General features: G+C 50.9%; 15 protein-coding genes. 8 read left to right on the top strand and 7 right to left on the bottom strand.

All coding sequences use genetic code 11. From position 1 onward, the window contains the following. Positions 1 to 230 precede the first annotated feature (230 nt). Positions 231 to 692, top strand: coding sequence for an SRPBCC domain-containing protein (locus tag AZF00_RS10410; protein ID WP_008249706.1), 462 nt, complete (start codon positions 231 to 233; stop codon positions 690 to 692). Between the two features lie 41 nt (positions 693 to 733). Here AZF00_RS10410 and AZF00_RS10405 read toward each other — a convergent pair whose 3' ends face one another. Further along, complete coding sequence (locus AZF00_RS10405) at positions 734 to 2,269, bottom strand: fatty acyl-CoA reductase (protein WP_008249708.1); 1,536 nt, start codon at positions 2,267 to 2,269, stop codon at positions 734 to 736. A gap of 450 nt (positions 2,270 to 2,719) precedes the next feature. On the opposite strand from AZF00_RS10405, the gene AZF00_RS10395 reads away from it, so the two are divergent. The 7 genes from AZF00_RS10395 to AZF00_RS10365 all read left to right on the top strand — a co-directional run bounded on the left by AZF00_RS10395 (position 2,720) and on the right by AZF00_RS10365 (position 9,476). Next, positions 2,720 to 3,385, top strand: a complete 666-nt coding sequence (locus tag AZF00_RS10395) for an outer membrane beta-barrel protein (protein WP_008249711.1) — start codon at positions 2,720 to 2,722, stop codon at positions 3,383 to 3,385. A gap of 230 nt (positions 3,386 to 3,615) precedes the next feature. Continuing rightward, positions 3,616 to 4,122, top strand: coding sequence for a (2Fe-2S)-binding protein (locus tag AZF00_RS10390; protein ID WP_008249713.1), 507 nt, complete (start codon positions 3,616 to 3,618; stop codon positions 4,120 to 4,122). Further along, positions 4,122 to 6,284, top strand: coding sequence for a xanthine dehydrogenase family protein molybdopterin-binding subunit (locus tag AZF00_RS10385; protein WP_008249714.1), 2,163 nt, complete (start codon positions 4,122 to 4,124; stop codon positions 6,282 to 6,284). Before AZF00_RS10390 ends, AZF00_RS10385 begins: the two co-directional genes overlap by 1 nt. A 60-nt stretch (positions 6,285 to 6,344) precedes the next feature. Next, complete coding sequence (locus tag AZF00_RS10380; protein ID WP_008249716.1) at positions 6,345 to 7,445, top strand: MBL fold metallo-hydrolase; 1,101 nt, start codon at positions 6,345 to 6,347, stop codon at positions 7,443 to 7,445. 48 nt (positions 7,446 to 7,493) lie between these two features. Beyond that, positions 7,494 to 7,943 (top strand): HIT family protein, encoded by a 450-nt coding sequence (locus tag AZF00_RS10375; protein WP_008249718.1) that lies wholly within the window; start codon positions 7,494 to 7,496, stop codon positions 7,941 to 7,943. Between the two features lie 137 nt (positions 7,944 to 8,080). Beyond that, positions 8,081 to 8,950 carry an amidohydrolase family protein gene (locus tag AZF00_RS10370; protein ID WP_008249720.1) on the top strand — a complete coding sequence of 290 codons (870 nt, stop codon included), beginning with the start codon at positions 8,081 to 8,083 and terminating at the stop codon, positions 8,948 to 8,950. An 82-nt stretch (positions 8,951 to 9,032) separates the two neighbouring features. Then, a complete protein-coding gene (locus tag AZF00_RS10365; RefSeq protein ID WP_008249723.1) occupies positions 9,033 to 9,476 on the top strand; it encodes a nuclear transport factor 2 family protein in 444 nt (147 codons plus the stop codon). 45 nt (positions 9,477 to 9,521) lie between these two features. Here the strand turns inward: AZF00_RS10365 and AZF00_RS10360 are convergent, their stop codons facing one another. The 6 genes from AZF00_RS10360 to AZF00_RS10335 form a co-directional block, all read right to left on the bottom strand. Beyond that, the gene (locus AZF00_RS10360) at positions 9,522 to 10,436 is read right to left on the bottom strand and encodes a haloalkane dehalogenase (protein WP_008249725.1); all 915 of its coding nucleotides are present in this window, start codon (positions 10,434 to 10,436) and stop codon (positions 9,522 to 9,524) included. Positions 10,437 to 10,531: 95 nt separating this feature from the next. Beyond that, positions 10,532 to 11,758: a Wadjet anti-phage system protein JetD domain-containing protein gene (locus tag AZF00_RS10355; RefSeq protein WP_008249726.1), complete on the bottom strand. Its 1,227-nt coding sequence runs from the start codon at positions 11,756 to 11,758 to the stop codon at positions 10,532 to 10,534. Beyond that, positions 11,748 to 15,212: an SbcC/MukB-like Walker B domain-containing protein gene (locus AZF00_RS10350; protein WP_008249728.1), complete on the bottom strand. Its 3,465-nt coding sequence runs from the start codon at positions 15,210 to 15,212 to the stop codon at positions 11,748 to 11,750. The genes AZF00_RS10355 and AZF00_RS10350 overlap by 11 nt, the downstream gene beginning before the upstream one ends. After that, positions 15,209 to 15,844: a DUF4194 domain-containing protein gene (locus AZF00_RS10345; RefSeq protein WP_008249730.1), complete on the bottom strand. Its 636-nt coding sequence runs from the start codon at positions 15,842 to 15,844 to the stop codon at positions 15,209 to 15,211. The genes AZF00_RS10350 and AZF00_RS10345 overlap by 4 nt, the downstream gene beginning before the upstream one ends. Beyond that, a complete protein-coding gene (locus AZF00_RS10340) occupies positions 15,838 to 17,244 on the bottom strand; it encodes a Wadjet anti-phage system protein JetA family protein (RefSeq protein WP_040803140.1) in 1,407 nt (468 codons plus the stop codon). The genes AZF00_RS10345 and AZF00_RS10340 overlap by 7 nt, the downstream gene beginning before the upstream one ends. Positions 17,245 to 17,356: 112 nt before the next feature. Next, positions 17,357 to 19,165 carry a cation:proton antiporter gene (locus AZF00_RS10335; RefSeq protein WP_008249732.1) on the bottom strand — a complete coding sequence of 603 codons (1,809 nt, stop codon included), beginning with the start codon at positions 19,163 to 19,165 and terminating at the stop codon, positions 17,357 to 17,359. Positions 19,166 to 19,291: the final 126 nt, after the last annotated feature.

The following is a 19,291-nucleotide window of genomic DNA, read 5'->3' as shown; positions in this document are numbered from 1 at the left end:
TCAGGGCATCAGAGGTAGCGAATGCAATTAAATTGCATATTATTGCGGCTATTCTCTCACAGTACGTCGAGGCTGTTAGCTAGATTTTGCCGAGTGTTATGTAATGTTGCCTTGCAATGTCGAAATACGCCGTCGGATTTCGACTAAACAGGGGGATCATTCAGCGCCAGGGGCTTGTTGTTTGGTCACGACTTTTAATTGAATCTGCAATTTAGCTTGGGAGTAGTCTAATGAGTCAGCCACCGTTTGAACTGAGTGTTAGTCGTTTTATTGATGCCCCGCCAGACACGGTGTGGCAGGTGATGATTGAGCGTCTGCCAGAGTGGTGGTGCCCTAAACCGTGGCGTACAGAGGTGATCGACTTAGATTGGCGCGCCGGTGGCCGCGCTGCGCTGGCAATGTGCGGCCCCGATGGCGAGCGGGAGCTTACTGAGGGCGTCGTACTTGAGTTCACACCGGGTGTGCGCTTTGTGTTTACGGACGCGCTTACCGTCGATTGGCAGCCACGTGATGCCTTTATGATTGGTTTTTTAGAAATTAGTGCGCAAGGGCAGGGTACGCGCTATACCGCCAGTGCGCGACATTGGAACGAGGCCGCGATGAAGCGGCATGAGGAAATGGGGTTTGTTGAGGGCTGGACGGTGGTGGCCGAGCAGTTGGCCGCTTTGGCGGAGGCCTGGGCTCGAGATTAATAGTCGGAGCGACTGCGCGACGGAACCGCGCAGTCGCGAGTTTAAGCTGCTTGCTTTTGGCTTGTAGCCACAATTTTTCTGTTTGTCGCGGTTTGGCTTTTGCCTTTTAAGGCGTAGCAGTTGAGGCCCGCCATGTGAACTTTACGCAAGTAGTGTTCCCAGTTTATTGCGCGGGCATCTACCGGAAACAGCGCTTGGTCTGCGGGCCCCATGCGCTTGGCTAAATTAATGAGCTTGTCGTTGTGGAAGGTATATTCTGGTTCGGTATAAAACGAGAATATGGTCGATAAACTTATGGCCGCATCAAGGTTGCGGCGGGCTTTAAGACTCCGCTTCCAGCCTAGCTTGCCAAGGGTTTGACTGGCAATAAGCAGTACAAAACTCATGCACAAGGTAATGGCATTAAACAGGCGTTTATTCACTGCAATAAAAGGTTTGCGAGGGCGCCGTGCAAACAGTTTGTCGTAAGCCCCGTGGTTTTCTTTGGCCTCAGCCATCAAATGGTCGATAAACGTGCCTAGGGTGAGTGGGTTTGCTCCGCCGCTGCAGCACTGATAAACGTGGTGGTTGCCCGGGGTTTTAAACTGCTCTGCGAGTGAAAGTAGAATGCTGTTAGCCACTAAGTCGGCGGGAATAACGTCGATAACGCCACTGCGTTTGCCGGGGAAAAAGCTTACTTTTTCTTTGGCGTAGGCGAGCAAAATCGCGTCGGCAACCTTCACGCCTTCGATCCAACCCGGTGCCGGTTCGTTTAGCGTGCTTTCAACTATTGACGGTCTTAAAAGGGTGAGTGAGTAACCCCTTAGCGATTTTAAAAGAATTTGCTCCCCCAGCCATTTAGTAAATGTGTAAGTATCATTCCAACCTAGGGCATTGGCTTCACGAATACCGAGCTCAATCAGTTGGCTTTTAAGTTCTTTGCCCTGGTATTTGCTGTGTACATCAGCAATTTTTGATTCTAGTTCTTCGATTAAACTGCACACCTCGAAGTAGCCACTTTTGTGCTGAGTGAGTTCACCGCGTGTTGGCTTGACCACGGTTTCATGAATAGGGCCTTTGTTGAAGCCGTTAACGTAGCAGGTTGAGACTTGTATAACAGGAATATTGCCTGCGATATCTGACAACTCGACAATATTGCGCAAGCTGTGAGTGTTGATCGCGAGGGCGCGGTCGAGCTCTTCACGAAAATTGACACTGGCAGCGCAGTTCACTATCGCGTCGATTTTACCGGCAAGTGCGCGGAACTCGCTGCGTGGCAGGCCAAATTGGGGTTCGCTAATTTCACCGCTTATGCAGTGAATACGATTGTCGCAGAAGTCGTTAAAGTAGCTGGCAGAGTTGAGTTTTAAATGCTCAAAGACCGACGATGTGGCTATTTCATTGGCAAAGCGGCTACCCGCATTGGCGTGCTTTTTATTGCCGCGAATAACTAAGTAAACACCGCCGATACCGGGAACGGTACGCATAATTTTTTCCAACATGACCTTGCCGACAAAGCCGGTGGTGCCGGTAATTAAGACGTGCTTTCCTTTGAGGAGTTGCAAAGTCTGGGAGACGTTACTGCTGGCGGTATCCATATGTGCTTCCTCGTTCAGTGCTTTATTGGTGAATTAGCGAGTCGTGAAGTGCTTTGCCTTAGCATCTTAACGGTAATACTTGACCCTAGTGTTACAGCAACGTGGCAAGTTATTACTAACGCTATTGATTACTTCAATGCATCAAGTAAGCCAAGTTGGTGTGACAGCATTTATTTGCTCAAGTGGGGGGCTAAGTGAGGTCGATACACTTTTGTGAGTAATAGTTGGCAGCTAATGTCGTCGAACGCCGTGTGGCACGAAATACGTTTGCTTGCATATTTCAGCTCTGTCGCACCAAGCTTAAGCGCGCAACGCTAAATTGGTGCATACATCGCGATTGATACGGTACGACGCAGGCACACTAATGAGTGAATTATGCCACTGACTTGTTCAGGCAGGATTAAGTTAACGGTGAGCATACTGCGGGCATACTTAATTAGGAGCACTGCCATGAAACTACTTCCTGCTATGACGCTTGCCACGCTTGTTGCACTTCCTAATTTTGTCCTTGCCGAGCATGACAGTGGCAGCCCTTATCGCGGTGGCCCGAGTATGTATGTGTTTGGCGGACTCAGTGCGACAGAGTACGATTTTGAAGCGTCGGATTTTCGGTACAGCTTTGGTGATGGCTCGCTGTCGGATGTGCAAATAGATAATGAAACGAATGGTCTTCGATTTGGTGTGGGTTTTGGTTTTAGCCCTGAGCTGGCGCTAGAAATGGGTTTTGTTGACCTAGGTAAGTTAACCGCCAGCGGTGTTTCTGATGGTTCGCAAGTTTTGAATAATGGCTATAGTGCTGGGCGGGTGGATATGGACGCCGATGTTGATGGCGTGTTTTTAGGGGTAAAAGTGCATACCCCGGCTCACGAGCCAATGGGGGCGTATGCTCGGTTTGGGGTTTATGCTTGGGAGTTTGCGGGTACCTTAGAGGACACTAGTCGCAAGGGTAAATTCTCGGTAGAGGGTACAGACCCCTATATTGGTATTGGGCTGCGCTTTGCGGTAGCTCGTAACGCTGATATCCAAATAGGTTACGATCATTATGTGCTGGACGATGACGAGTCGGTGAATATGTCGGCCAATACTTTGTCTGCGGATTTTGTCTTACGTTTTTAAACGATTAAGTTCAATTAGGCGGTGGCAATCCTGGGGGTTGCCGCCGCTTTTTTTTTGCCATTTTTGCGTTAGTTCGAGTGATATTTGTTTATGTTGGCGGGTATTTAGCGGCGTTCTGCGTTGATATTGTTAGGGGCGCGCGCGGCCTAATTATGCACATTTTGTAACAGGACATTGCTGCTTTAGGCCGGTATAGTGTGGCCCATTGCAAAAATGTTATCGGAGAGGACATGGCGGATTTAAGGTTTACTTTAAACGGTCAGCAGCAGACCTTAAGTGTTGATGAAGGTACGCCGCTGTTGTGGGTGTTGCGTGACCATCTGGCCATGACCGGCACCAAATTTGGTTGCGGTATGGGGCTGTGCGGCGCGTGTACCGTGCATTTGGATGGCAGCCCAATTCGGAGCTGCAGTTATCCGGCTGAATTTATCAATGGCCGTGAGATTACTACCATTGAAGGTCTTGCGGCGGCAGATGATCGTTTGCATCCGGTTCAGCAAGCATGGTTGGAAATGAATGTTCCCCAGTGCGGCTACTGCCAGTCGGGCCAAATCATGTCGGCCGTGGCTTTACTCGCTAATAACAATGCACCCAATGACGCTGAAATAGATGCCGCCATGTCGGGTAATATCTGCCGCTGTGGCACCTATCCGCGGATTCGCAAAGCGATCCACCGCGCGTCAGAACTCGCCGTACAGCACTATACCCCTGCTGAAACTGTTAAGGAGAACGTGTAATGACTCTCTCTAGACGCAGTTTTATTAAAAGCGGCGCGGTGTTGGGCGGCGGCTTGGCCATTGGTTTTAACCTTAGTGGCTGTGCGAAACCAGAATACCCGCATTTTTCGGCAACAGATTTGCAGCCCAATGCCTTTTTGCAAATTAGCCCCAATGGCGACGTGATTTTGCAATTGCATAAATCTGAGATGGGCCAGGGCGTGTACACCGGCATGGCAACCATGGCCGCCGAAGAGCTGAATATGGAGCCGAGTCTGATTACAGTGCAGCAGGCGGAGTTTTACCCGGATTTTCGCGACCCTGAATTTTACGTCATGATTACTGGCGGCAGCTCCTCGATAAAATTGAGCTACAGCATAGTGCGCGAGGCGGCAGCCACCATCGCGGCGATGTTAAAAACCGCGGCCGCCCAGCATTTATCACTGCCGGAATCGGCGCTCACCCTTAAAAATGGCAGCGTCGTTTACGCTGGGGGCGAGGTGACATTTGCTACCTTGCTGCCGATTGCCCGAGGCCTCCCGACCCCAACCGAGGTGAAGCTCAAGTCGCCACAGGATTTTCAGTATATTGGCCGCCATAATCAGCGCTTAGATGCCTTGGCTAAAGTGACCGGTAAGTCTGACTTCGGAATAGATGTTCAATACCCAGATGCGTTAACGGCAGTATTACTGCGCTGCCCGCAATTTGGTGGCAAGGTGAAGCGTTTTGATGCAAGCGAGGCGTTGACGAAATCGGGGGTGACGTCGGTTTTTGAGGTAGACGGTGCAGTTGCTGTGCTGGCGAATAGCTACTGGCAGGCGCGCCAAGCGGCCAACGTCGTTGATGTGGTTTGGGATAAAGGCCCTCTCGCCGGGGTCAGCAGCAAAGCCTTACGTGACGAGCGACATCGTTTGCTCGGCAGTGAAGAAGGCAAAAATGTTGAAGAAAAAGGCGAAGCAAGTGCCGCGACGGGCGAGTTGTTTGAAGCCGTTTACGATGTGCCTTATCTTGCCCACGCGACAATGGAGCCAATGAATGCCTTGGCCGTGGTCACTAAGACGGGTGTTGAAATTTGGACGGGTAATCAATCGCCCGATATCGCCATGTCAGAAATCGCCGATGCTACGGGCTTTAAACGCGAGCAGGTTCGTATTCACAATCAAATGCTCGGCGGCGGTTTTGGTCGTCGTATTATGCCCGACTATTTGGTGGAGGCGGCGCGAGTTGCCCAGCTAAGTGGCAAACCAGTGCGGGTAGTGTGGAGTCGCGAGGACGATATGCGGGGCGATTTTTATCGTCCGAACTCCACCGTTGCCATGAGCGCAATGATTGATAACGCGACCGTCACCAGCTTGCAGGCCAAGATTGTTGCGCCGAGTATTATTGGCAGCTTTGTGCAGTACGTTACCAATACCTTGTTGCCACAATGGCTTCCTAACGGGCTCCACAAAAAAATCGGGGGTCTTGCTAGCGATACCGACCCGGCTGCCTCAGAGGGCTTGGCACATTCTGATTATGAGTTCCCCTATATGCGCACCGATTATGTGGAGCAAAAAACCACTGTTCCGCTCGGCTATTGGCGTTCGGTGGGGCATTCCCAAAATGCCTTCTTTATGGAGAGCTTTATTGACGAGCTGGCTCATCGCACAGCGCAAGACCCGGTGGCTTTCCGCCTGGCACATTTAGCCAAAGACTCGCGGCGTCGCAAGGTGCTGGAGTTGGCCGCGTCTAAAGCCAATTGGGGGAACCCACCTGCTGGCCAGTTTCAAGGCGTAGCAGTGCATGAGTCGTTTTCGACGGTTACTGCGCAAGTGGTGAATGTGTCGATAGTGGACGGCAAGATTAAAGTCCATAAAGTGGTGTGCGCGGTAGAGTGCGGCATGGCGATTAACCCTGACATTGTCACTATGCAGATGGAAAGTGGTATTGTGTTTGGCTTGACTGCGGCCCTCAAAGGCGAGATTACGGTAGAAGATGGTGCTGTTCAGCAGAGTAATTTCCATGATTACGAAATGCTAAGAATGAATGAGTCGCCTGATATTGAAGTTTATCGCGTCGACAGCGCCAACGCGCCGACCGGTGTGGGCGAGCCCGGTGTGCCGCCCTTGGCACCGGCTTTAGCCAATGCGGTGTTCGCCGCCTCTGGTCAGCGTTTGCGGCAATTACCCCTGCGCTTAGGGTGAATTATTCAAGGCAGTGGCGAAGAACTCATTGTCTTGGCTTGAGTAATAAATGGATGAATTATGAGTAGTGATTCGAAAACGGGAATTTCTTACCCTTTTGCCGATGTGCCAGAAAAAGGCCAGTGGCTGGAAGTCGCCAAAGGTGTTTACTGGCTGCAAATGTTGCTGCCGATGGCGCTGGATCACATTAACCTCTATGTGCTCGAGGATGACGCCGGTTGGTGGATAATAGATACCGGCATAAACCTTGGTGACACTCGCGAGCGCTGGGAGCTGCTACTCGCCGGACCAATGGCGGGTAAGCCCGTGGTCGGTGTTATTTGTACTCATATGCACCCCGATCATATTGGTCAAGCGGGTTGGCTGTGTGAACATTTGCGCGTGCCCTTATATATGAGCTTTCGCGAGTATTATGCTGCGCGCACGTTTACGAGTATTGGCGGTGGCAGCTTAAGCTGGACTACTGAAGAGTATTACCGCCGCGCGGGAGTCGAGCGGGACTACTTACAGCAAATGGCCACCCGTTTTAAGGGGTTTGGCTCCGTTGTTGAACCCCTGCCAACGGCGTATCGGTGTTTGGCCGAAGGCCAGGTATTGAATGTTGGTGGTCGCGCCTGGCGGGTCATGACGGGAGCGGGGCACTCACCAGAGCATGTGTCGCTCTATTGTGCTGAAGATAAACTGATGTTGTCGGGAGATCAGATTATTCCCCGCATTACCTCAAATGTTAGCGTCATGCCCTTGGAGCCCGAAGCAAACCCATTGGCAGAATGGTTCGATGCGCTGCGGCGATTTCGCGCCGATCTCGACCCCGACACCTTAGTGATGCCTGCGCATAATGCGCCGTTTTACGGGGTTCACGCGCGTCTGGATTATTTGATTGCCCATCACGAAGGGCATTTGGAGGCTATTGAAAAAGCCTGCATTGAACCCAAAAAAGCGATCGAACTGTTCAGTATTATGTTCGCGCGGGAAGTGGCAATGGACCAGCTTAGCCTGGCGCTAGGCGAAGCGATTGCCCACCTTCATTACTTGTGTGCAGAGGGGCGCATGCAGCGTGAGCTCGACGACGAGGGCGTTTATCGCTTTCGCAGTGTCGACCCCCAAAGCTCCCCTTATCGCGGGGTGTATGAACCCGATACTGGGCCAATGGAGGTTTAGCGCCAGGGTCTGCTGGGGGTTTTAATTGATAATTAGGGTATTGGGACTATGCAGCAAGGCTTATTCGGCGATGAGTCAGTAGCGCAAAATTGTATTTTTTGTAAAATCATTGCGGGTAAAGCGCCAGCGCATATTCTTTATCGCGACGAGCAAGTATTGAGTTTTTTAGATATTTCGCCGGTCAGTGCTGGCCATACTCTTATTATTCCCCTTAAGCACCATGACAATCTCTTCACCTTAAGCGGTGAAGAGATGACCGCTGTTGCACTCCACGCAAAGCGACTTGCGCCGATTATTAAGCGTGTTAGTAAGGCCGAAGGATTGGCGATTCATCAGCTTAATGGGCGTGCGGCGGGGCAAACCGTCTTTCATTACCATATGCATCTTATTCCTAGTCACCACGGCGGCCCAAAGCTCATTCATGGTCGTCGACCTGCGGCGCCAAGCGCGCTAGCTGAAATTGCCGCAGACATTCGTCAGGCCTTGACTAAAGGCTGAATCGGCAATTCCCAACTGACCGTTTTTGCTATCCCGATGACGTCTTATGTTATTGAGGGCTGTGGGCATATCGTGAAGAATGTGAAGTCTAAATTGGCGCACCCGGCCATTATGAAATAATTAACAGGAGCCGATCCATGGCAATGCCCAACGACATTAAAGTAATAGACCTAATGCTCAGCGTACCGGGCGAGGACAATAGCCAGTGGTATGAGTTTATGAAGCCGCTGCTGATGGATGAAGAAAGCCGCACCATGTTTAAAATGCCCGCTCAGTATATGTTTAAGGACATTCCTGAGAGCGGCAAAAAAGAAGATTATATTGCTTACACCATTGAACAAATGGACAAGCATAATATTGAACGCGCCATGCTCGGCATTGACGATCACAACGAGATTGCCAAGGAAGCGCTGCGCCGCCATCCAGATCGCTTTTTTTGCTCGCTGGAAGTTAATCCCAATAACGGCATGGACGAAGTCAGAAAAATCGTGCGCCTGCACAAAGAATTTGGTGTTAAAGCAATAACCGGCTTTGCCTCAGGTCTGTGCCCACAAGTGCCCTATGACGATAAAAAATGGTATCCGATTTACGCCAAATGCGTTGAACTCGATATTCCATTTTGCCCTTGCGTCGGTGTTCCCGGCCCACGTCTGCCAATGGCGCCGCAGAAAGTGGAACTGCTTGATGAGGTATGTTGGTTTTTCCCTGAATTGAAAGTAGTGATGCGCCACGGTGCCGAACCATGGGAAAAATTAGCGTGGAAGCTCATGCTGAAATACCCCAATTTGTATTACATGACCAGCGCTTTTGCGCCAAAGCATTACCCAGAAGAAATTGTTAAATTTGCGAATAGCCGCGGCTCAGATAAAGTCATGTATGCGGGCTATTTCCCCATGGGCTTGTCGCTGGATCGCATTTTTAAAGATATGCCGAATGTGCCGTTTAAAGACGAAGTATGGCCGAAGTTCTTACGCGAAAATGCTCGTCGGGTGTTTAAACTCGATTAATTTTTTGGTGATCGCGATAGGGCTATAGGTCAATCAGTATAGTATTAAAACAACAATAAAAACCTTAACAAGGAGATGTACCATGGCCCTATCTTTACAGGAAATGTCAGATCGATTTGAGATCCAAGACATGCTGTATCACTACGCCGATATTATTGATCGTAAAGCGGCACTGGAATTAACGGACATTTTTACCCCTGACGCCCATATCGATTACAGCGCGTTTGGTGGCACGGTTGGTGATTTATCAAGTACCATCGACTTTCTGAAAGAGGCGCTGCCCGCCTTTAGTGCCACCCAGCACCTGAACGCCAATATTCAAATCACGGTAACTGGCGATACCGCCAGTGGCCGTGTGATGTGCTTTAACCCGATGGAAATGCCACTTGGTGAAGAGACTCAGGTATTTATGCTTGGGCTTTGGTATGTTGATCGCTATCGCCGCACCGATGCAGGTTGGCGTATTAGCGAGCGTAAAGAAGAGAAGAGTTGGGTGTTTAATGTGCCCGATTTTATGGCGCTTTAATAAGCTAGACGTAAAAAGTGAGGGAGTTGATTCTCCCTCGGCTTTTTAGTTTTGGGGTGTCGCCGTAATAAATTCCAAAATTACCTGAACCAAGCGTTCGCTTTGGTCTTCTTGTAAAAAATGCCCGCCATCTGTAATCGTTGTGTGGGCTTGGCCCCTACAGCCGGGAATCCTTTTCTGGAAAATTGCGTCACCGCCTTTTGTAATTGGGTCTTTATCACTGAATGCGGTTAAAAACGGCTTTTGCATTTTGCTTAAAATTTCCCATGCGCGCCGGTTGGGAATCGCGGCTGGGTCATCTGCGGAAATCGGTACTAACATGGGAAATTGCCGAGCGCCCGCTTTGTAGCTTTCGTCAGGGAAGGGCGCATCGTAGGCGGCAATCGTATCGGCCGTTACGGGCTTAACACAGGCGCCAGCAATGATCTTACCTGTAGCGAAAATAGGAATGTTCTGAGACAACTGCTGCCACTGCACAAAGGCATCGCCAGGGTGGTGGTCGCCTGTGGGCAGCATGGTATTTGCGGCGACGCAGCGGCTAAAACGGTTATTTTCTTCGGCCAGTAAGCGCAGTCCAATCAGTCCGCCCCAATCTTGGCAGAACAGGGTGATGTCTTGTAAGTCGAGTTCATCTAACAGTGCACGGAGCCAATCTACGTGACGCTGGTAGGTGTAATCACTGCGCTCGCTTGGTTTGTCTGAACGGCCAAAGCCAATTAAGTCTGGGGCGATAACTCGGAACCCTGCTGCAGCCAAGCCTGGAATCATCTTGCGGTATAGGTAACTCCACGTTGGCTCACCGTGCATCAGCAAAATCGGCGGTGCATCTTTTGGGCCTTCATCAACATAGTGCAGGCGCAAACTGCCGCCCTCGGTGTCGTCAACATGGATATAGTTTGGCGTAAAGTCGTAGTCGGCCAAATGGCTAAAGCAATTGTCGGGGGTGCGAAGTGATTTCATAACGAGCTCCTCGTGTTTATATTATGCGTAGGCTGGCTAGATGTAGCTTGTTTTACCGTTAATTGTTGAAAATGTCGATGCGGGTTTATGGCCTGTCATGCAAAGTGTAAGGGCGACACGGGGTCAAGAGATTCCTGCTCGACGCTGCAGACGACCTTATTTTGCTTGAGCGCTTCGCTAATAAGCTTGTGAAGGTGGCTGATATGCGAATTGCTTGCTGCCGCTATGGTATCGGTGAGTGCCTTTAAATCTATTCTATTTTCATTTGATGCTGGCTCGTTAAACATACGAAAGGGAATCACTTTTCCGTCAAGCTGGCGATCTAGGTGGGCGAGTATTTGGTAGCCGCCAAGATCTATGTCGCCCCAGTGGTATACCGGGCACTGAACGGCTGCAATGAGGCGCTGCACTGGTGCGATCCATTGCCTTGGCGGGAAGCCAGAGGTGTAAATGATTACGCCGTCGTCGTCGATTTCTCGGCAATAGCGTTCAAAACTGCTTAAGTTTTCAATCAACAAAATATAAGGACTAGGGCTGGCAAGGGATATAGCCGTCAATTGCTCAAGCGGCATGGCAATATAAGGCGTGGCGCCCAGTGTAGAAATTGCTGAATTGCGCAGCTCTAGACGGCACTTGCCACGGATGCGCAACAGCGGGGAAAATTTGCTGACGCCCCATTCAGCCAAGATCTCAGCGTGGCTGTACGCGATACTTAGATCGTGGCGGCCACTCAATATTAAAACGTCGGTGATAGCGGGGAGATTGTTTTCTAAGGTTTTAGAGTCGCCGAAGGCCTTTACACTTGCGGTTCGAAAATCGATATTCAAATTGTCTTGCGCGGCTAGCCAGCTCGCAAAGCGAATGCCGAGAAGCAGGGCGTCTTTGCGATTATTTGAAAAGCGATGAATGCTTTTGCTATTTCGCCACGTGTCAGCAAGCTCGCGAAATGCGTCTTGAAGCCAGCTCGGGGCCGTTTGAAGCTGGGTTTGCAGCAACTGTATGTCAGCTTCAATGACCTCCGCGAGGACGTCAATATTTAGGGCTTTTAGCACGGCGCGGGTATTGCCGATGACGATACTCTTGAGTATTGGTATTTCGTCAAAGCCCTCGGCGTGGTAACAAATCTGAAGCTGGGGAACTTGCCTCGCGAGCGCATTTAAATAGTCGTGGGCGGCTAGCCGATCGGGGGTTGAGGCCGTGAGGTAGTCGTTATGACTTCTGGGCGTAATATTGATTTTGCCTTCGCACACCAGCGCACTCGTTTTGTTTAGCCGTTTCAGACATTGCAGCAAGAGGCTGTGGGCGAGGGGGTTAGCGTCCAAATTCTTGCTCCACGGCAGCCATAAAGGTATTCGCCAGCTCGGGGTGAATAATCGGATTGTCACTCTCCAGCAACAGTTTTGCTGCGTCGGTATGGCGGTGATTATCCAGAAACACCTGAGAATTTGCTCTGATTACCGTGATGGTGCGGTCAATATGGGGGGCGATTTTTACCGAGGCTTCAGGTGGCGCGGCCAGAATAATCTGGAGGCCAAGACTTTGAAAGAACTGGAGAGCAGCGGCGGTGTTCACACTGTCCATTTTTGACATGGCTTCATCAAAAATAGCCAAAGAGGCGCCGCCAATAACGCCACTGTCACCTTGCTTGCGAAGCTTGTAGGCGTTCATAAACGACGCGCCTAAGGCCACGTAAAATGGCGATTGCTGTTCGCCTCCCGATCCGGTTTTCAATAGGTCTGAGAAACGGCGCTTGGCACCGGTTTCGGTGTCGATTGTCTGGATGTCAAAGCTGAAAAAATTGCGGTAGTCGGCAATCTCATGCAGGCGCCCATCGGTAATGACTTCCTCAATGATCGTTAAACCTGGGTGATCTTGCGCGTCGTCAAAGAGTCCGCCGGGAATATGGCTTTCGTCGGGTAACGTGACGTAAGCATACACGTCTTTGAGGGTGTCAATCTCAACGAGCTGAGAGGTGAATTTGAAGCGGGTATTGTTAAAGTGCAAGTGGGTGAGTGCGCTGTTTAAGGTGTCGAAGGTGCCTTGCAAGCCGGTCATATTGTCTTTTAGCTTTGAGGCGATTTCGCTGCGGAAATGCTGAATCATCATCTCTCGGGTTTCTGCCGCAATGTGCTCGTGTACGGCGATCTCAGATTTTTCAATGGCGTCGGCGTATTCCCTGCAGCGGCTGAGTGCGTCAAGCGGTGGTAGGGCGACTAGCTCAGTCTTGTCTTCCAAGTCGTGACGATGCACAAGTTCACTGAGTTCTAGGTTGGCATTTTCTTTCGCTTCGGTCGCCTTGCGCTCCTGATTTCTCGCCTTGGCGAAGGCGTCATTCTGAATAGTGTCGAAGTCTTCATTATACTTTTCTGCCAATTGTTCAAACATCGCCGAGGAGGCCTGCTGGTCAAAAAATGGCTGTGACTCAATGGTGGCGCGGGCGGTAGCAGCCTTGCCGATTTCATCTTTTAATGGCGGGATACTTCGCTCAATTTCCTGCAGTTGCATGCGCAATTCGCCGCGCCGCTGCTGGGCTGTCGCCATGGCACTGCGACATTCTGTGCAGGCCTTGTCTGCTGCAATAAAGCGGCGTTCAAGTGCGGCAAAGCTGTCGTCGGCTTCCAGTTCTTTTATTAAGTCTTGAAAATGCTGGGCGTCTTTTTTTAGCTGCTGAAGGGTGCTGAAGCTCGCGATTGTCTGGTCTTGCTGTTTTAGTAGTTCGGTTTTGTGGCGGCTTAGCTCGTTGCTAATGTCTTTGAGCGGGCCTAACAGGTCTTTGACCTTAGTGTGTTCTTGCAAGGTATTAACAAGATCTTGATGGAGCTTTTCTGCTTGTGACTGGCGCGCGGCTTGGCCAAACAAAATAAACTCAATGGTATTGCCGCCGCTGATGGTGCCGTTTGCGGCGGTCATACCATCTTTGGTGATGCCTCGGTGGCACTGACGCAATTCGCCCTCGGTGTTAACCAGCTCAACATCGTACAGTAGCCCTTGCAGATAATTGCGCACAACGACATTGTCGGACTCGATCAGGGCTGCGGCGGTACCGCTTTTTGGGGTGTTTTTCGGTGCACGAATTTTTCCCGGATTTAATAATTTTACCGCGCGCAAACGCGGGTTGGTGTTCTTCTCCCGGCGGTAAATGGCGAGTGCGCGTTCAAGCGTAGGCGTGTCGACGGGTTCGCCGTCGGGATTGACGATCAACAAGGCCTCGCGGTTCCAAACACCTAAAAAGCGCTCGACTCCCTCCTGCCATTCGCCGTAACTGATCTCTGCCATATCACACACTGGACTTGCCTGAATATCATGGGCTTTGAGGAGCTGGATGACGGCCTGGGTTTGTGGTTTGAGACTCGCTTGGCCCGCTTTAAGGGTTTTGTGAACGTCAGTTAGGTATTGGATTGTGCTCTGGTACTCGCTGTTTTTACGGTCTAAATCACTCACCCTTTGGGTTAGGCTGGTTAACGGTGTAGCGAGTTTTTCGACGGCAGCAAAGGTGTGCTTGAGCGTCGCCTTACTCTGGGGCCACGTATTAAAAACATCTTCTTTGGCGAAGGCTGTGCAGGCTTGAATGTCGTTAATTACGGTTTGGAGTTCAGTGCGATTGGCGGCGTCAATGCCGTTGCTTAGCGGGATTGCCTCTATCGCACTCAAGCTGCGCCGACATTCATTTAAGATGGTCGTCAACGGCTTGATGTCGGTGTTGACGCGATCAAGACGCTCGCGATAAAGGGCGATCTTAGCCGCTAAGTCGGAATCATTTTTGTCTGTCAGTGCTTGGTCGCGCGTTGACGCAAGCTTGGTGAGCTTGTCTTCTAATTCAGCGCATTGCGTATCTTCATGCCGTTGTTCGGTGACCGTCGTGTCGCGCTGTTCTTCTAGGCTCTCTAAGCGTAAGTCGGCCTTGCAGACTTGCGCTTCCCGCGATGCCCATTCACAGGCCACTGATTTTATAGAGTGACTTTTGTAGGCGTCAAAGTGCTTGATGATAGCGTTGAATCGAACAAGACGGTCTTTGGCGTTTTGGATGTCCTTCAGAATATCTTTGTATTGCCGGTAATCGTTTTCGATTCGAACCACATCGATATTTTTACTCGGCAGAATGTGATTGCGGATGAATTCGGTTACGTTTTTTTGCGGTTGAAAACGCAAACCCTGGCTGATAGTGCGAAATAGCACATCTGGCGAAATAGCCGCATGAGCGCCCATGGCCGACATCATGACGCAGGCCTGATCGCGAAACTCGGTTGAGGTTGCGCTAACGGTGGCTTTGCCGGGCATACTGGCTAAGCGTTGCTGAAAGTCTTTGAAGGGCAATACCGATTGGTCTTGTAAAAAGTCGCTTGCTGAGAGGGCGTAGCCGTCAATTAAAAATAGGTATTTGTCGATGCTGCTGCGATCTTGTCGGGCATAGAATGCGCAGCCAAAACTGTAGTAGGCGCCGTTTGGCTTTTGGAAGCACAGACTTATATAGGTGTTGGCAACTTGCCTGGGCTCGCATTTTTCGTTGCTGCCGCTATCTTCGGTAACTTCGCCAAGGGCGTATGAGCGAATTGAGCGGCCTGAACCTCGCCCATCTGAAGACGCTGCGTTGTACATCAGCTTGTTTTCGTCGGCGCCGGCTAGGATGGTTTGAATGGCGTCGAGAATGGTGGATTTTCCGGCGCCATTGCTACCGGTAAGCATGATCGACTCGCCATTGATATCGAGGTCGTCGCTTTCAAAAAGATACCAGTTAACCAGTGATATTCGCATGAGGCGGTGGGTAATTATTTTCATTGGCTGTCCTCGGCTTCGGTCTCTGATTCATCCTCGTCTTGATCGTCGTCACTTGCGGGGCTGTCGGTAAAGGCGCTTAGTGTGGTGAGGTAATTGGCGCTAACCACGCGCATGATGGACGGCAGGATAGTAATTTCTTGCATTTCAGACAGTTCATTGACTTTGCCAAGTTCGATCACACCGGCTTTTCTTAGGCGGTCTAATGCGGATTTAGTGTCGCGTGGCTTGGGCTTCTCTCTGCCGGTAGCAAGGCAATATTCATCTAACAAGATGGCTTCGCTAGGTTGGCTGCGGCCATTTTCAGAGCGGGCTTTACGGCATTCCATGTCGTGCATTTTGGCTAAAATAAGCAGAAAAATAGTCTCTAGCTGATTGAGGCCGGGACGGTTGGCCTTGGGGATAATGCCGCAGTAGCCAAAGTGATTGTCGACAAAGAACTCGTCGCCAAAGGCGGCAAAGAGGTCTTCGAAATAGTCTTGCTGGCTGACCAGAATGTCATAAGTACGTCCTAGTGCACGGCTTTCTTTGAAAATAAATTGCCGTTCACGCAGTCTTGCGGCAACAGCTTTAAGCTCTGCGGCGTCGATGCCGTTGGAATTGGTGTCGACGATTTTTTCAAATTCTCTCAGCATCCTTCTACCCTTTGGATTACGAGTTGTGGGGCGATAACATATTCGTTTTCGGTAATGTGGCCGGGATTGATTTGAACATTAAATTGCTGTGCTAATGCGGCGTAATTGCCGCCTTTCGATTGGGAGCCCGCCATTAATTTTCTGACCTCAAGATAGGCCAACAGATCGTCAAGATTGTCGATTTGCATATCGCAGCTCGTTATTTTGGCGTTGTCACCGAGGTTTTTTTCTAAGTAGTTTTTGAGCCTAACGGGGTTGTCCATGCGACGCTGGAGATAAGCCTTGAACGCCCGGTCTCGTGCGATTTGCTCAAGTGGTGGCGGTGGTCGAGATAGGGCTGTGGCTTCAGCTTTGTCCTTTTTCCCTGGTCGCTCATAGAGTCGGTGGGCTGCTAAGAAAGTGTCGCCGACAAGGGGCGCCGGAAATTGCTCTGCACTGCAGCTAGCAATTTTACCGATAACGGCGTCTAAGCGCCGCCCAATATCAGGTGTGGACCGATATGAGTAGCGAATGGCCTCTCTGGTGCGGCGAGTCATAGACCGGCGGTAGCGCTCCATGCCTTCCATCAGTGTGGGGATATTGGTGAATACTTTGGTGATGGCCTGCAGCTCAGCACGCACTTCATCTTGTATTGATTCGGCGCTGGCTTCGTTTCTGGTGCTGAGAATACCGTTTACGACTTCGCTTAATACACTGCTGTCAAAGGCGATTTCGGCAGACTGGCTCAGTATTCGGCCGCGAAAGCGGTAGGGGTTGTCCTTGCTGTGCAGGGTTTTGTAGTCGCGAGTAAAAACTTGGTTGATGAAGATGTTAAAGAAAGTGTCGAGTTGCTCCGAACTCTTGCTTTGATTAAGCATGCGGTAGGCCAGTTCGCGGGTGGTAAACGATAATGCGGAAGCTTCTGCGTAAAAAGTCTTTGCACTTTTTGCGGCAAAACTAATTAGATGCGCATTTTCGCGGGGTGATTCCAGCACATTCTTTAAGCTGGAATAAACCCCTAAGCAGATGCTGCCGAGATCGAGTTCGCCTTGTTCGCCGAGGCTGGACAGCGCATTGAGCAATTGGGCAGCGTCGGGCGGAAAGGAAGTAATTCGGCGATAGCCGATTTCGTCCATTTCTATTAGCCAGTCGGTATCTCTGAGTCGATTGTAAATTCGGCCGGCCAGATCTGTGTCGGTATCGGCAATAAGTTCATCTTCGTCTTGCCATTCTATGGTTTGCGACTGATTAAATAGTTCGCGCCGAATGAAGTCTTTTGCTTCCTTGGGGGTGCATTCGTCTCCGCTTTCCTGGCTTTCAATTAGTCGTTTGTAGAGGGCGTGAAGCCCGATACCGTAGAGCCGAGCGTTCTTTGATGCCAAGGGTTTAAAAAGATTATTTGAAATCCGGTCGAGAAACACAGGGCTTCCTTTCTAAATACTAGCTGTCTTTGGTCGCGGCAAGCTCACAGCGCGTGCGCTGCGAACTTAACGCTTGAATAGCCAGGTTACGGAGCTGGTTGAGGTCATTAGCTTAGGTCGAAACGGCGGGCTCGACGGCCTCGGCGTTTGACTCCGGTGGTACAAAACTGATGACCGTATCACCGGGCTGTAGTTTACGGGGTTTTTGGCTTAGCCATTCCAGTTTGCCGCTTTCGGGGATAATGGCAAGCCGCACGGCATCTTCAGGTAGCTTGGCCAAAAAGTCTTTTTCGGTGTAAGTCTCGGTAATAATCGTTTTGCGGATACCCCAGCCACGAATCATTCGGGTCCACAGCTCGGCAAAGGAAATATTGGCAGAGAAAGCGGTAATGCCGCGTCGAGTTTCTGACACCACGCGATTGTGGCGTTCATAGCCGCTGTCGTAGGGCTGAAACACGCGGTGGCGGCCAAGGTGGGGCGCAAAGTGGTTACATACCATTGAGTTGTAATGGTTGTTGCCTGTTGCGGCCAGCACGGTGTAAATATTGTCTAGGGCCATGGCTTCCTCGGCCAAGTCAGACAGCACCTCGCCAAACCACGTGTCTATTCCCTGTTGGCGGGCAGATTGCAGTCGCCCCCATTCTGTATCGGCAATAACCACATCTTGGTTTATTTTTTTCAGGGCGCTAGCCAGTTCAACGGTCCACGGTGAGGCGCCAACGATGAGAATTCGGCCTTTGCCAGCCGATCCCAGTTTTAATAATTTGGTGAGGGGGCCAAGGGAAAAGCCGTGGGCGATGATAGTGGTGAAAATAAGCATAAACACCGCCGGTACCAGATACTCGGCGTCGCTGAATCCGGCATCAATGAGTGCTGGGGCAAAAGCACCAGCGGACGCTGCGGCGACAACCCCGCGCGGGGCGATCCACCCCATTAGCACGCGATCCTGCCAGCTACAGTCGGTGCGGATGGTGGCAAGAAATACGGCGAGGGGGCGAACCACAAAAACAAAGCCTAGCACCATGGCAATGAGTTGCCAGTGAATGGCGCGTATTGAGTCCATGGTGAGAGAGGCGGTGAGCACCACGAACAAAAATGAGACCAAAATAATGGTGATGTATTCTTTAAAACGGCGCATTTCATCTAAGCTGCGCAGGCGCATATTGCCCATCACCACGCCCATTAAGGTCGTCGCCAGTAAGCCTGATTCGTGTTGGGCGAGGTCAGATAGGGCGTAAACCGCGAGCACTGCAGCGATGATCGAGGGTGCTTTCAGGTATTCAGGGATCCAGCCCTGGCGAAATGCGTAGCCCAAGCTATAGGCAACGCCACCGCCGAGCACGATTGAGACTCCGAGGGCTAAGCCGAGGCTGGCGAGAATCGATTGCAGGGCAGGGCCTTCGCCTGAGTAAAGTAGGTATTGGTAAACCAGTACCGCCAATAGCACACCAATGGGGTCATTGATAATGCCCTCCCACTTCAAATAGGATGCCGTGCGGCGGTTGAGCTTGGCGTGTTTTAGTAGGGGCATAATGACCGTTGGCCCGGTGACCACCAATATGGCGCCAAGTAAGGCTGATACCGCCCAACTCAGGCCACCGACCCAGTGGGCCATGGCGATACCGATTGCCCACGCTAAAATAACGCCAATAGAGGTTAAGCGCCGGGTTACCTGTGCTGTTTCACGTAATTCATGGAACTGAAGATTAAGTCCGCCCTCGAAGAGGATGATTGCGACAAACAGCGAGGTAACGGCGGTGAGGCCGGTGCCAAAGTCGACAGCGGGTTGAATCCAGCCGCTAATCGGCCCAAGTACTAAGCCACAGGCGGCGAGCAGCACAATAGCGGGGAGGCGGAAGCGCCAAGCCAACCACTGACAGATGATTCCGGCGACTAAAATACTGACTAAGGCTGTTGTCATTGTGAAATGAATTCCCTTGTTAATTTGCGGTGCTGAAGATGTCATGGTCAGCCCTGTAAAGTAAAGCTGGGAACTGGGTCAAATCAAATTAAACTGCTTGAGTTATGATGGTTTAGCGCTAAAACC

This window comes from Zhongshania aliphaticivorans (assembly GCF_001586255.1).
GTDB lineage: Bacteria > Pseudomonadota > Gammaproteobacteria > Pseudomonadales > Spongiibacteraceae > Spongiibacter > Spongiibacter aliphaticivorans.
The sequence above is the reverse complement of the archived record's forward strand: the minus strand, read 5'-3'. Positions and strand labels throughout refer to the sequence as shown.